The sequence below is a fragment of the Enterobacter cloacae complex sp. P43RS genome (genome assembly GCF_014930585.1).
GTDB lineage: Bacteria > Pseudomonadota > Gammaproteobacteria > Enterobacterales > Enterobacteriaceae > Enterobacter > Enterobacter bugandensis.
In genome coordinates, this window is sequence record NZ_JADBRJ010000006.1 from 157489 (window position 1) to 170927 (window position 13439).

The following is a 13439-nucleotide window of genomic DNA, read 5'->3' on the forward strand; positions in this document are numbered from 1 at the left end:
ATGCCTGCCGTGACATCTAATTACACCATTCCCGCCTTGAGCATTGCGCATAAATCGTGCATAACTCCCTTATGTTCGTTTCGCGGGATGGAAGACCATGAAATTTATTGGAAAGCTACTCGTCTATCTTCTGGTAGCCCTGCTTATTGTGCTGCTGGCGTTCTATATTTTGCTGCAGACCCGCTGGGGCGCGGCGCAAGTCAGCAGCTGGATTACGGTGAATACCGACTACGAACTCAGTTTCGACAAGATGAATCACCGCTTTTCATCGCCTTCCCACCTCATTCTGGAAAATGTCACCTTTGGGCGGGACGGTAAACCCGCCACATTAGTTGCCAAAAAAGTCGATATTGGCCTGAGCAGCCGTCAGATCACCGCTCCGCTGCACATGGGCACTATCACCCTGTTCGACGGCACGCTGAATCTCTCGCCTCAAACAGCGCCGCTGCCCTTCCAGGCCGATCGTCTGCAGCTGAACAACATGGCCTTTAACAGCCCGAATACTGAATGGGATCTGAGCGCACAGAAGGTCACGGGCGGCGTCAGCCCATGGCAGCCAGAAGCCGGGAACGTGCTGGGTAAAAACGCGAAGATCCAGATGAGCGCCGGCTCGCTGACCCTGAACGGCGTACCAGCCACCAACGTGCTAATCGACGGCCAGTTGAACGGCAAGGAGGTGGTGCTGAACACCATTGGTGCCGATATGGCCCGTGGCTCGCTCACCGGCTCCGCCCTGCGTAACGCTGACGGAAGCTGGATAATCGACACCATGCGCCTGAACGAGATCCGCCTGCAGAGCGACAAAACGCTGAAAGCATTCTTCGCGCCGCTGGCTACCATCCCCTCCCTGCAAATTGGCCGTCTGGAGGTCACCGATGCCCGCCTGCAGGGCCCGGACTGGGCGGTGACCGATCTCGACTTAAGCCTGCGCAACCTGACTCTCAGCAAAGGCGACTGGCAGAGCCAGGAAGGTCGCCTGTCCATGAACGCCAGCGAGTTTATCTTCGGCTCGCTGCATCTGTTTGACCCGATCCTGAATGCGGAGTTTTCCCCGCAGGGCATAGCGCTGCGTCAGTTCACCTCCCGCTGGGAAGGCGGTATGGTGCGTACGTCCGGCAACTGGCTGCGCGACGGTAAAGCGCTGGTTCTGGACGATGTTGCCATCGCCGGGCTGGAGTACACCCTTCCTGAAAACTGGAAAACGCTGTGGATGGAGCCGCTGCCGGAATGGCTGAACAGCGTCACGCTGCAAAAATTTGGCCTGAGCCGCAACCTGGTGATCGACATCGATCCCGCCTTCCCGTGGCAGATCACCTCCCTGGACGGCTACGGCGCAAACCTGCAGCTGGCGAAAGATCGCCAGTGGGGCGTCTGGGGCGGCAGCGCAACATTAAACGGCGCGGCGGCGACCTTTAACCGCGTCGACGTGCGCCGTCCGTCGCTGGCGCTGAATGCCAACGCCGCCACGGTGAACATTAGCGACCTGAGCGCCTTTACAGAGAAAGGGATCCTGGAAGCGACCGCCACCGTGTCACAGCTGCCACAGCGGCAAACCACCGTGAGCCTGAACGGGCGCGGCGTACCGCTCAACGTGCTGCAGCAGTGGGGCTGGCCTGCGTTACCGATTACGGGCGACGGCAATATTCAGATGACCGCCAGCGGCAGCGTGCAGGCCAGTGCGCCACTGAAGCCAACGGTGAATGGGAAGCTAAGCGCGGTGAATATGGATAAGCAGCAGGTTGAGCAGACGATGACGGGCGGCGTGGTTGCAACGCCTGTGCAATAAAGTTTTTGATGTTTGTTCCCTCTCCCTGTGGGAGAGGGTCAGGGTGAGGGCATCAGAGCGCAGAATTACCGTAGGCCCGGTAAGCGAAGCGCCACCGGGCATTTTCCACCTCAGAGCTGAACCACCACCTCATCCCCCTCCGCTTTCACCACCACACCCCACTCGCTGCCCGCGTGCGAGCCGCCTTTCACGCCACTCACCTTCTGCACGTTGCGCAAGCACACCGACCAGTTTTTCGCATCACCCGCGCCGGTAAAGGTCACAATGTCGCCCCGACGTGACGCCTTCAGCGTAAACGCCACAGAACCGTCCGCCGCAGGCACTTCGCTCACCGCCGCTGCGCCATCCTCCAGGTTAAACAGCTGGAAGGCCGTCCCCTCGTTCCACGCGTAGTCCGGCTTCTGGTTATTGTTACCCAGCGCCAGCAGGGTGTTGTCGCGCACGTAGACCGGCAGGCTCATAAAATCGTGCTGCTGCTTATGCCAGCGGCTGCCATGGATTTCGTCGTTGTGCCACAGGTGGGTCCAGCGGCCTTCCGGCAGGTAGAACTGCACGTCCCCCGCCTCGGAGAACACCGGCGCCACCATCATGGAATCCCCCAGCATGTACTGACGGTCGAGGTAATCACACGCCGGATCGTCCGGGAACTCCAGCATCATCGCACGCAGCATCGGCGTGCCGAACTCGCGGGCCAGCGCCGCCTGACGGTACAAGTACGGCATCAGCTGACACTTCAGCTGCGTGAAGTGGCGCACCACGTCGCAGGACTCGTCATCGTACGCCCACGGCACGCGGTAGGATTTGCTGCCGTGCAGGCGGCTGTGGCTGGAGAACAGCCCGAACGCGCACCAGCGTTTATAAACGTGCGCCGGAGCGGTGTTTTCGAACCCGCCAATATCGTGGCTCCAGAACCCGAAGCCGGACAGGCCAATCGACAGCCCACCGCGCAGGCTTTCCGCCATCGACTCGTAGTTGGCGTAGCAGTCGCCGCCCCAGTGTACCGGGAACTGTTGCGCCCCGACGGACGCCGAGCGGGCAAACAGCACCGCCTCCTCTTCGCCGACGGTCTCTTTCAGCACGTTCCACACCAGTTCGTTATAAATGTAGGCGTAGTGGTTGTGCATCTTCTGCGGATCGGAACCGTCGAACCACTGCACGTCCGTCGGGATACGCTCGCCGAAGTCGGTCTTGAAGCAGTCAACGCCGATATCCACCAGGCCTTTCAGCTTGTCGGCATACCACCGGCATGCGTCCGGATTGGTGAAGTCGTAAATCGCCAGCCCCGGCTGCCATTTGTCCCACTGCCACAGGGAGCCGTCCGGACGCTTGAGCAGATAGCCCTTCTCTTTCAGCTCGCGGAAAATCGGGGATTTCTGGCCGATATACGGGTTGATCCACACGCAGACCTTCAGCCCTTTCTCTTTCAGGCGGCGGATCATCCCTTCCGGATCCGGGAAGGTCACCGGGTCCCATTCAAAGTCGCACCACTGGAAAGCCTTCATCCAGAAGCAGTCGAAGTGGAACACGTGCAGCGGCAGGTCGCGCTCGGCCATGCCGTCGATAAAGCTGTTCACCGTCGCTTCATCGTAGTTGGTGGTGAACGACGTGGTCAGCCACAGGCCGAACGACCACGCAGGCGGCAGCGCCGGACGCCCGGTGAGCTGCGTATAGCGGTTCAGCACCTCTTTTGGCGTCGGGCCGTCGATCACGAAATACTCGAGATATTCCCCTTCCACGCTGAACTGCACTTTAGAGACCTTCTCGGAGCCGACTTCAAACGAGACGTTTTCCGGGTGATTCACCAGCACGCCGTAGCCGCGGTTAGTCAGGTAGAACGGGATATTTTTGTAGGACTGCTCGGTGCTGGTGCCGCCGTCGCGGTTCCAGGTTTCGACCGTCTGCCCGTTGCGCACCAGCGCGGTAAAGCGCTCGCCCAGGCCGTAGACTGTTTCCCCCACGCCCAGATCCAGACGCTCAAAAACGTAATTACGGTGGGTATTGCTGTCCTGCACGTAGCCGTTGTTTTTCAGCTGGCTGCCGGTAATGCGCTGGCCGTTGCGCAGGAAATCCAGCGCCCAGAACTCGCCTTTGGTGACGCGCACGCTGACGCTGCCGCTTTTCAGCTCGGCAAATTCGGCGTTGTTTTCAATCTCGACCTTCACGTCTTTCAGAACGTTCAGCGGATAGTGCGGGCCGTTGTTCAGCGCGCCCTGGAAGTGCTCGATGCGCACCCCGACAATCCCTTCCTGTGGAGCAAACAGGCGCACCGTGAACATCAACGTGTCGAGCTGCCAGGTGCGCTCACGCACGTCGCGCGGCGCAACATACACCACCAGGTCATTGCCCTGCTGCTCCACGTCGAACACCTGAACCGGACAGGTCACGTTCAGGCCCGGTTGAATAAGCCAGTTTCCATCACTGATTTTCATGCTTTCGTCCTCTTAGTTCTGCAATTCTTTGCTGACCGGCAGGTTTTCAAAATCCTGCTGATTGCGGCGCGCGCCCTGCGCCAGCTCGCGCAGGATTTTGGTCAGGAAGGGGGTTTTCAGCGTGTAGTAGCGTTTGGCGATAATCGCGCTCAGCACGTAGCAGATCGCCGGTGCCAGCGTAAACAGGCCGATAATGATACTGATGGTCGCGCTGTTCTGGGTTTTGGCCGCCGCGTCGTAGCCGCCGCCTGCCAGCATCCAGCCGATCATCGCCCCGCCCAGCGCCAGGCCGAGCTTCAGCACGAACAGGGTGCCCGCAAAGCTGATGCCGGTCAGGCGTTTGCCGTTGGTCCATTCGCCGTAGTCGACGGTATCGGACATCATTACCCACTGGATTGGCGTCACCAGCTGGTGCAGCACGCCGATAACGAAGATAAAAGCGAACATCAGCACGGTGGCATGCATCGGTACGAAGAACATCGCCACGCTGACCACCGCCAGCGCGGCGTTGGTCCACCAGAAGATGCTGACCTTGCACTTCCAGTCGGTGAGCGGTTTCGCCAGCGCGGAGCCGATCAGGTTGCCGACACAGTAGGTGGTGAGGAACGCGACGAACACCTCCGGCGAGCCCATGATCCAGGTGCAGTAGTACATCATCGCGCCGCCGCGCACGCAGACGGCGAGGATGTTGAGGATGGTGAGCACGCCGACAATGCGCCACTGGTCGTTTTGCCAGATATCACGCAGGTCTTCCCGCATGGAGGTGGTGCTCGGCGGCACCTGGATGCGCTCTTTGGTGGTGAAGAAGCAGAACGCCAGCATCAGGAACGCGACCACCGACAGCACGGCGATCCCGCCCTGGAAGCCGAACGCCTTATCGTCGCCGCCGATCAGGTTCACCAGCGGCATCATCAGCACCGTGGAGAGCATGCCACCCGCCGTCGCCAGCACGAAGCGCCAGGACTGAAGGGAGATACGCTGCGTCGGGTCGCTGGTGATTACCCCGCCCAGCGCGCAGTACGGGATGTTGACCACGGTATAGAGCAGGGTCAGCAGCGTGTAGGTAATTGCCGCGTAAACCATTTTGCCGTTGAGGCTGAGGTCCGGTGTGGTGTAGGCCAGCACGCAGACGATGCCGAACGGGATGGCGCCGAACAAAATCCACGGACGGAACTTGCCCCAGCGGCTGCGGGTGCGGTCGGCGATCAGCCCCATACACGGGTCGGAGATCGCATCCAGCGCGCGGGCCAGCAGGAACATGGTGCCGACAAACCCGGCGGGAATGCCGAAAATATCGGTGTAGAAAAACATCATGTACAACATGACGTTATCAAAAATGATGTGGCTGGCGGCGTCACCCATGCCGTAGCCAATCTTCTCTTTTACTGACAATACTTCGCTCATCTTTTTTATCCTTCACGCTGTAGGGGGCGCTGAGACCGGTTGCATTGGTTTTAAACCATTGTTTCAACGGCGGGTATTGCGTTTTCTGGTTAGCAGATTACGTTTCTTGTTTTTTGTGATCGCGATAAATGTTGGAGAGCACAAAAGGCTAACCTGAGGATTTTCTTAAGAATTAGCTGAAACAGGGGGGTACAGGTCAAAAGAGAGGTGAAAAAAGTGGTGTGGGGTATGTGGTAAATGCCTGAAAGTAGCTATAATGCGCCCCGCCTCCATGTAGCAATAGAGGCGCGGAAGATCGTCATCTCCGGTGAGGTGGCTGGACTTCAAATCCAGTTGGGGGCGCCAGCGTTCCCGGGCAGGTTCGACTCCTGTGATCTTCCGCCAAAAATGTTTATATGTTATCTTCGGAAATATATTCCTTAGGATAGTGAAAAAATGGGAACCATTATTCCGCTAGATATCTGGTTATTCTTCACTATAGCTTACATTTCCCTTTCTTTATTTACTTTTATTCCTGTATTTAAGGCGATTCTAAAAAAAGTAAAGCTTCATGATGGAGGGGATAGTTTTGAGAAGAGTAAATACTTCAATGATGATGAAAAAGTCAGATTGATCTCTCATTTTAGCAGAATATCAGGGACACTAGGCTTTTGGAAAAACCAAGCATTAAAATTTAAAAGATTTCATTATTATGTTTTGTGCTGGACGATTCCATCTTCCGTTTTAATACCCGTGCTAGTTCAATATGTTAATGACGCAGATCATTCTAAATTATTTATAACGGTCGTCTCATCGTTTACAGCTATCTTATTAGCATTCCATAAAGGACTAAAAGTCGAAGATAACTTCAAATCCTATAGACACGGAGAATCTGAATTTTTTGATACTTTCAGGAAACTTCTTGATCGACCTCATGAATTTGGAGCTAATAAAGAGGAACAATTAATTGAATATTTCAAACAAGTCGATACAATCCGAAAATATGTACGTAACGCTGAAACAGATAACTTAGCAGCACTTGATTCATCGACAAAAGAAATATTTAACATTAATAAGAAGCGATTTTGATTAATAGTTTGTACATGGAGGTAAAATGAACACTGCTGCAGGGAATTACGGAGAAGATCTTGTTAGAACAGAGCTAAGAAACCTTAAAGACAATAAATTAATTGCTGGGTTTATTCGTTCAAAAAATATATTATTTTATGGCAGAAATTTCCAAATTGATTTCCTAGTTTTCGTCCCCAGCATTGGTCTTATAACTATTGAAGTGAAAAATTGGGCTGGAACTGTAAAAGCTACATCGCTCGAAAAATGGACTCAAGAAAATAGTGGTATCAAGAAAGAATTTGGAAATCCCTGCTTACAAGTTTCTAGAACTTGTGGATTATTACTTCAAATACTTGAAAAGGCAAGAATAAATAAGTGGCCAATTCGGCCACTGGTTGTTTTTGTTAATTCTAAAGCGAAAATTTTAAGATCTAAAGTTAATGAACCTCAGACTGATATTATCTTGCGAAGCATGATCGGTTCATGGATTAGAGAAAACTCAACGTCAGAAAATAGTTATAATTTTACTCAAGAAGAATTTGATTCGGTACGCAATGCTATAGCAGCCTACACTCATGAGTATCAGAAAAATTGAATCCAGATTCAAAATTAATTTTTATAATTTTTTAAGTCTCTGCATACATGCTTCCTTCACCCACTTACTAAAATTCCCTTTCCCCGTAGCCTTCTCAATCTGTTCCAAAAGCTCATCCTCGAACCAGATATTCTTCATAGTGCTTTTGGTACGGTCAAAATTTGGTTTCTTTTTCTCTTGCATGGTAGGTACCACTTCGGTTGATTAACCTGTGTGTGGTACCTACCACATGGATTCTGAATTCTAATAACGCCCAGCAGGGTTGGAGCACTAATGGGCGTTTAACCTCACCAACTATCAAGGAGTTGATTATGGCTGATTCGCATTCTACCCCAGACTCCGACCAATCCGGAACCGAGCATTCGTTAATTGTGCGATACCGCCCGAATGTTTTCGACAAATCCACGCCGAAAATCATCCTTTCCGGCAAGTGGCTGCGCGCGGCGGGTTTTGATACCGGACAGCAGGTCACGATAAAAGTCATGAAAGGATGCATCGTTCTGGTGGCGTATAACGAGCAGGAACAAAGGATTCTGGACGATTACAAACGCACTAAAGCAAAGTTATGCCAGATCGAGAACAAGCTGGCGAGCCTGCAATTATCATAACCGTTCCCGCTATTATCAAGTTGGCTGCTGGGCATGCAGCCAACATAAAACACATTATGGAATGCCAAATTTCTTCCATAATATCCAAAAAGCGATCGAACCCAACATGTAATACTGACTTACAGGTTCAATATTTGATGACATCCATCATTTCAATACCTGATGCTATTTTAAGTTAGCATTTATCTTACGATGGCAACGAAATCATAATTCAACGTTATAATCTTTAAAAACCCATCTGAGAAACGTATACATCGCAAAGAGCAGTTTTAAATCCCACTTCCATATTTTATTTTCCATTTTGAAATGAAAGTCACAATTTAAATCCATAATGAAGAGTAGTTTCCCTCAGTCTATAAAAGGAGATTGAGATGGCTATACCTGTTTACTTATGGATCGAGGATGATTCAGGCCGGAGGATTAATGGATCTGTCGATATAATGGGTCGCGAAGGTTCAATAGAAGTCATTGAATTTATGCATTCTATAGAGCAGCCTATAGATAAGCTCTCCGGTAAAATCACAGCAAAACGCATTTGTAGTACCTATGCATTCATGAAAGAGATTGATTCATCATCCTCATATCTATACAAAGCCTTGTGCACTGGACAAACACTAAAAAAAGCTGAATTCATATTTTACAAAATCAACTATAACGGACTCGAAGAGGCTTACTTTAAGACAACGTTAGAAAATGCAAGAGTTGTTCAAATTGAACCTGTCATGTTTGATATTAAACATCCGCATAACGAACACTATACACACCATGAATATGTAGATCTGACATATGAAAAAATCACATGGCACTACATTGATGGAAACATCACTCACTCTGATACATGGAACGAACGCGCTTGAGGAGAAAGTATGTCCTGGGAATATGATGTAAAAGAGCATAAATTTTATCTGGATGGTGTCTACCAATTTGATGCAGATTACGCAGGTGCAAGTGGTTACAAAAACGATCCGTCACAAGAATGTGTAAAAAACAGCGGACCGCTGCCACGAGGTACCTACACTATTGGGTCCCCTCATAATTCAGCCCACACTGGGAAATATACTCTCAGTCTCACGCCCTACTCGACAAATGATATGTGTGGTAGGGACTCATTTAAAATACATGGTAAAAGCAGTTTGCACCCCGACGACTCTTCTGAGGGCTGCATCATTGCTCCTCTGAGTGCCAGAAGGAGTATCTGGAAAAGCAACGATACGGTATTGATTGTCAAATGAAGCGTTTATTTTGTTTATTGCCATTACTCGTTGCAGTCAGTTCGCACGTCTCAGCAACGGAAATGACCGGCTTCGCGACCCGGTATTACGATGAAGACGGCTCGCTGACGGAAATTTCAACAACAATGCCCCTTACCCCAATCATCACCATCGGTAAGAAAACCGTGCAAATGGAGGTTACTCATCTGGCAGACATCTCCAGCACACCAGTCAACAAAGACAGTTCCACTCGTTGGGTCTGCCTTCATGACGACGATGGCACGAATTACTGGTTCATCTCGGATAACGAAATGGGTGCAGGATTGTTAACGGCACTAGCCATAGCCAGGGATGGGATTCATAAAGAGTGTGCAAAAACAACGGAACCAGTCAGAGTCTCAGTCGCTAATGTTCCGTTGTTGAATGCTACTCACGGGAATTTAGTTAAACTGTTCGGTCATAAGGAGATCGCCACAAAGAAAGCGATGCTTTTTTATCATGAGACGCCAGTGCAGGATGGATTCATCCAGAGTAATACCGTCTCTTATTCCTTCGATGACGAAAAAGTGCGTAGTGTAATCATCGGGCAAATTACCAGCAACTAGTTCGCAGACTCCCTCTTCCACAGGAACGGGGAGTTAAGCCTGTCCACTCAACCGCATATGCAACAACGGAAACGGATTCCCCTGCCCGTCCAGTTCCGAGCGTCCGACCTGCTCAAACCCCATATGGCGATAAAATGCGACGCCCTGCGGGTTCTGCTCATTCACGTCCACTTCGTTTACGCCGAACTCGGCGATGGCGTGTTTTAGCAGCAATTTCCCAACGCCCTTCCCGCGGCTCGCGTCATCCACAAAAAGCATTTCAATGCGGTTTTCATCCACGCCCAAAAAGCCGTGAATAACGCCTGCGTCATCGCGAGCAATCACGACCTTGAGGTTAGGCAGATAGGCGTTGAGCAATAACGGGCGCAGCGCCGCAATATCGCTTTCCTGTAAAAAGTGATGGGTGGCGCGAACGGAAGATTCCCAGATCGCGACCAGACGTTCAAAGTGTATGGGGAGTGCGGTTTCTATTTTCATGGGGGGATCATGATTAGAAAACCGAACTATTTCAATCCACTCTTTACAATCTGTTCCCCATCACCCCATCCCTACGGTGACGTTTTCCATCGGCACGCCTGCCGCAAGGTGAATATCCTGTAGCTGCTGTGACGCTCCCCGCAGGGATGGCAGCTCCGCTCGCCCGTTCATGCCGTCTTTCTCCGTTGGGCTTTTAACGGAAGTCTATCCAGGCGAGCCAATAATGCCCCTGGAAGAAAGCACGATTTTTACTGCTTCACCCATACCAGCTGATCAACCCGGAAGCCCAGACTGCGCGCGGTGTTCAGGTAATCCTGCTTTACCGCATCCGGGATGGTCGGCATGCGTGACAGGATCCACAGATAGTCGCGGTTCGGGCCGCTCACCAGCGCGTACTGGTACTTATCGTCCAGCCTGATCACGTTATACCCGCCGTAGAACGGGCCGAAGAACGATACCTTCAGCGCGGCGGTGGTCGGCTCGCCGGTAAAGTACGCTTTCCCCTCGCTCTCGCTCCACTTGTTCTTCACCGGATCAAAACCCCGGTTAAGCACGCTGATGCCGCCGTCGCTGCGCTCGCCGTAGGTCGCCGTCACCTGTTCCAGACCGCGTTCAAAGCGGTTTTCCAGACGGGCGACTTCGTACCATTTGCCGAGATAGCGGCTGGCGTCAAAGTGGGTAATAGGCTGCACGCCTTTCGGCGGCGTGGGGGATTTACAGGCGACCAGCGTCAGGGCAATCGCAACACCGGTCACAACAGGCCATAGCTTCATGAGAATTCCTTTCATTTGCACGGTTGGAAGTTAAGTGTAGTGCACCGTTTCGGCGCTTCATCCCGTTCGGGAAAATTCGTAGTATATTGAGAGTATTCCTCCACCCTGGACACGGACATGGCTTACTCCATCGGCGAATTCGCCAGACTCAGCGGCATCACCGCCACCACCCTGCGGGCGTGGCAGCGTCGCTACGGTTTACTCAAGCCCCAGCGCACGGAAGGCGGCCACCGCCAGTACAGTGATGAGGACGTCCAGCAGGCGCTCAAAATCCTCGACTGGGTAAAAAAAGGCGTCCCGATCGGCCAGGTCAAACCGCTACTGGAACGCCCGACGCCAGGGCGGACCAACAACTGGCAAACGCTGCAGCAGAGCATGCTGCAACGCCTGCAGGACGGCAAAGTCGAGTCCCTGCGCCAGATGATTTACGACGCCGGGCGCGAGTACCCAAGGCCGGAACTGGTCGCGAACGTACTGCGTCCGCTGCGCAGCCAGGTCTCGGCTAACGTCGCCGCCGCCATGACCCTGCGCGCGATCCTCGACGGCATCATCATCGCCTACACCTCGTTTTGCCTCGAAGGCGATAAAAAAGCGCCGGGCGACAATATTCTGCTCAGCGGCTGGCACCTGAACGACCCGTGCGAGATCTGGCTCGAAGCCCTAACGCGCACCGGGCAGGGCCACCGCATCGACATCCTGCCGGTTCCCCCTGACGCGCTGGCACCGGAGATTTTCCCGGAGCGGAAATGGCTGCTGGTCACCAGCGGCAAGCTCACCGCCGGGCGGAAAAAGCAGGTGGAGCAGTGGCAGCAGCAGGTATCGCTTGAAGTAATTATCCTCTGATAATTTTCTCCTGCGGGAATCTTCACGAAAAGTTGAATATTTTCCCGCGCCGCAGATGCTAACGTTTTCCTGTGACGAATAACTCAACAGGAAAACACCATGAAAAAAACTGCCCCTCTGCTGATCCTGGCCTCGATGGCCTTTGCCCCTGCCGCCTTTAGCGCCCCTGCCGGCACGCTAAGCGTCCACATTCTTGACCAGCAAACCGGAATGCCGCCATCAGACGTTACCGTTACGCTGGAGAAGCAGCAGCAGGACAAATGGACTCAGGTTGCCAGCGGTAAAACCGACCAGGATGGCCGTATTAAATCGCTCTATCCGCAGGATCAGGACATGCAGCCTGGCGTGTACAAAGTAACCTTTAAAACCGCAGAGTATTTCCACGGCAAAAAGCTGGATACCTTCTTCCCGGAGATCCCGGTGCTGTTTACCGTGACCCGCACCAACGAGAAGCTGCACATTCCACTTCTGCTTAGCCAGTACGGCTACTCGACCTACAAGGGCAGTTAAGAGGCATTGATTTTAAAGGATTATAAAAAATAGTTCCGCGAATACTTGGACAAATTAGTCATGTTGTGTAAGTTTTAGTTATATGAACGGGAGGACAACACCATGACAACGAAACCTGTGCTCGGTATTAGCGGATGTTTGACCGGATCCGCCGTTCGCTTTGACGGCGGACATAAGCGCATGGGCTTCATCATGGATGAGCTGGCCCAGTGGGTGAATTTCAGGCCCGTCTGCCCGGAGATGGCCATCGGCCTGCCGACGCCTCGTCCGGCGTTGCGTCTGATCGTCACGACAGAAGGTGAAACGCAGATGCGCTTCAGCCACGCGCCTCACGAAGACGTAACGCAGAAAATGGCTGACTTTGCGGCAGATTATTTGCCGAAAATCGGCGATCTCGCAGGCTTTGTTGTCTGTGCAAAATCCCCAAGCTGCGGCATGGAACGCGTGCGGCTGTACGATGAAAACGGCAACCGGGGCCGCAAGGAGGGGGTCGGGCTGTTCACCGCCGCCCTCCTTGAAACCTTGCCGTGGCTGCCCGTGGAAGAGGACGGACGCCTGCACGACCCGGTGCTGCGGGAAAACTTTGTCGAACGTGTTTTTGCGCTGCACGAACTCAACACGCTACGTAAAAATGGCATGACGCGCCGCGCGCTGCTGGACTTCCACAGCCGCTACAAGCTTCAGCTGCTGGCGCACCATCAGGCGGGTTACCGTGAAATCGGCCCGTTCGTTGCCTCGCTGCACGAGTGGGAAGACCTGGACGCCTTCTTCGTGGCGTACCGGGAAAAGCTGATGACCATCCTGAAAAAACCCGCCTCGCGGAAGAATCACACCAACGTGCTGATGCATATTCAGGGTTATTTTCGTAACCAGCTCAACACCCGCCAGCGCGGCGAGCTGCGCGACGTGATCCTGCATTATCGCAACGGACAGTTGCCTATCCTCGCGCCGATCACGCTGCTGAAGCACTACCTGGCCGAATACCCCGACCGGTATCTGATGACGCAAAACTACTTTGATCCCTATCCTGATGATTTGGGTCTGCGTCTGGCAGTCAAGTGATGTAAAAAATGCGAAGGCCCCATTGACCCATAGAGGCCCAAAGCAGTACCCCGTTTAGACGACATCCTCACTGTCGTCTCTTTTTT

At 52.9% G+C, this 13439-nt stretch carries 15 protein-coding genes and 1 tRNA gene; 11 read left to right on the forward strand and 5 right to left on the reverse strand.

Annotated features, from left to right (window positions below; genetic code table 11):
- Nucleotides 1-97: 97 nt before the first annotated feature.
- Nucleotides 98-1786 (forward strand): AsmA family protein, encoded by a 1689-nt coding sequence (locus IM294_RS14320; RefSeq protein WP_126818387.1) that lies wholly within the window; start codon nt 98-100, stop codon nt 1784-1786.
- 110 nt (nt 1787-1896) lie between these two features.
- On the opposite strand, the gene yicI is transcribed toward IM294_RS14320, so the two are convergent.
- On the reverse strand, nt 1897-4215 hold the full coding sequence (yicI, locus tag IM294_RS14325; protein WP_126818386.1) for an alpha-xylosidase: 2319 nt from the start codon (nt 4213-4215) through the stop codon (nt 1897-1899).
- 12 nt (nt 4216-4227) lie between these two features.
- Nucleotides 4228-5619 (reverse strand): glycoside-pentoside-hexuronide family transporter, encoded by a 1392-nt coding sequence (locus tag IM294_RS14330; RefSeq protein ID WP_028015004.1) that lies wholly within the window; start codon nt 5617-5619, stop codon nt 4228-4230.
- Between the two features lie 289 nt (nt 5620-5908).
- Between IM294_RS14330 and IM294_RS14335 the strand changes: the two genes are divergently transcribed.
- The 3 genes from IM294_RS14335 (at nt 5909) to IM294_RS14345 (ending at nt 7264) form a co-directional block, all read left to right on the forward strand.
- Nucleotides 5909-6003: transfer RNA gene (locus IM294_RS14335), tRNA-Sec, on the forward strand.
- Nucleotides 6004-6054: 51 nt separating this feature from the next.
- Nucleotides 6055-6687, forward strand: coding sequence for a hypothetical protein (locus IM294_RS14340; RefSeq protein WP_126818385.1), 633 nt, complete (start codon nt 6055-6057; stop codon nt 6685-6687).
- Nucleotides 6688-6712: 25 nt separating this feature from the next.
- Nucleotides 6713-7264, forward strand: coding sequence for a nuclease-related domain-containing protein (locus tag IM294_RS14345; RefSeq protein ID WP_126818384.1), 552 nt, complete (start codon nt 6713-6715; stop codon nt 7262-7264).
- 21 nt (nt 7265-7285) lie between these two features.
- Here IM294_RS14345 and IM294_RS14350 read toward each other — a convergent pair whose 3' ends face one another.
- Nucleotides 7286-7447, reverse strand: a complete 162-nt coding sequence (locus IM294_RS14350) for a DUF3950 domain-containing protein (protein WP_126818383.1) — start codon at nt 7445-7447, stop codon at nt 7286-7288.
- 128 nt (nt 7448-7575) lie between these two features.
- Here IM294_RS14350 and IM294_RS14355 point away from each other — a divergent pair, with 128 nt between their 5' ends.
- The 4 genes from IM294_RS14355 to IM294_RS14370 all read left to right on the forward strand — a co-directional run bounded on the left by IM294_RS14355 (nt 7576) and on the right by IM294_RS14370 (nt 9688).
- Complete coding sequence (locus tag IM294_RS14355) at nt 7576-7872, forward strand: SymE family type I addiction module toxin (RefSeq protein ID WP_126818382.1); 297 nt, start codon at nt 7576-7578, stop codon at nt 7870-7872.
- 371 nt (nt 7873-8243) lie between these two features.
- Nucleotides 8244-8729: a type VI secretion system tube protein TssD gene (locus IM294_RS14360; RefSeq protein WP_049137133.1), complete on the forward strand. Its 486-nt coding sequence runs from the start codon at nt 8244-8246 to the stop codon at nt 8727-8729.
- A gap of 9 nt (nt 8730-8738) precedes the next feature.
- The gene (locus tag IM294_RS14365; protein ID WP_072051083.1) at nt 8739-9104 is read left to right on the forward strand and encodes a tlde1 domain-containing protein; all 366 of its coding nucleotides are present in this window, start codon (nt 8739-8741) and stop codon (nt 9102-9104) included.
- Nucleotides 9101-9688, forward strand: coding sequence for a hypothetical protein (locus tag IM294_RS14370; protein WP_227015629.1), 588 nt, complete (start codon nt 9101-9103; stop codon nt 9686-9688). The genes IM294_RS14365 and IM294_RS14370 overlap by 4 nt, the downstream gene beginning before the upstream one ends.
- Before the next feature lie 33 nt (nt 9689-9721).
- Here IM294_RS14370 and IM294_RS14375 read toward each other — a convergent pair whose 3' ends face one another.
- Complete coding sequence (locus tag IM294_RS14375) at nt 9722-10165, reverse strand: acetyltransferase (RefSeq protein ID WP_126818381.1); 444 nt, start codon at nt 10163-10165, stop codon at nt 9722-9724.
- Nucleotides 10166-10413: 248 nt separating this feature from the next.
- A complete protein-coding gene (locus tag IM294_RS14380; protein WP_126818380.1) occupies nt 10414-10938 on the reverse strand; it encodes a lipocalin family protein in 525 nt (174 codons plus the stop codon).
- A 117-nt stretch (nt 10939-11055) separates the two neighbouring features.
- On the opposite strand from IM294_RS14380, the gene IM294_RS14385 reads away from it, so the two are divergent.
- From IM294_RS14385 to IM294_RS14395, 3 genes are all read left to right on the forward strand, one after another.
- Nucleotides 11056-11781 (forward strand): MerR family transcriptional regulator, encoded by a 726-nt coding sequence (locus IM294_RS14385; RefSeq protein ID WP_028014996.1) that lies wholly within the window; start codon nt 11056-11058, stop codon nt 11779-11781.
- Nucleotides 11782-11880: 99 nt separating this feature from the next.
- Nucleotides 11881-12291 (forward strand): hydroxyisourate hydrolase, encoded by a 411-nt coding sequence (uraH, locus tag IM294_RS14390; protein WP_028014995.1) that lies wholly within the window; start codon nt 11881-11883, stop codon nt 12289-12291.
- A 102-nt stretch (nt 12292-12393) separates the two neighbouring features.
- Nucleotides 12394-13353: a DUF523 and DUF1722 domain-containing protein gene (locus tag IM294_RS14395; RefSeq protein ID WP_193031524.1), complete on the forward strand. Its 960-nt coding sequence runs from the start codon at nt 12394-12396 to the stop codon at nt 13351-13353.
- Nucleotides 13354-13439 lie beyond the last annotated feature (86 nt).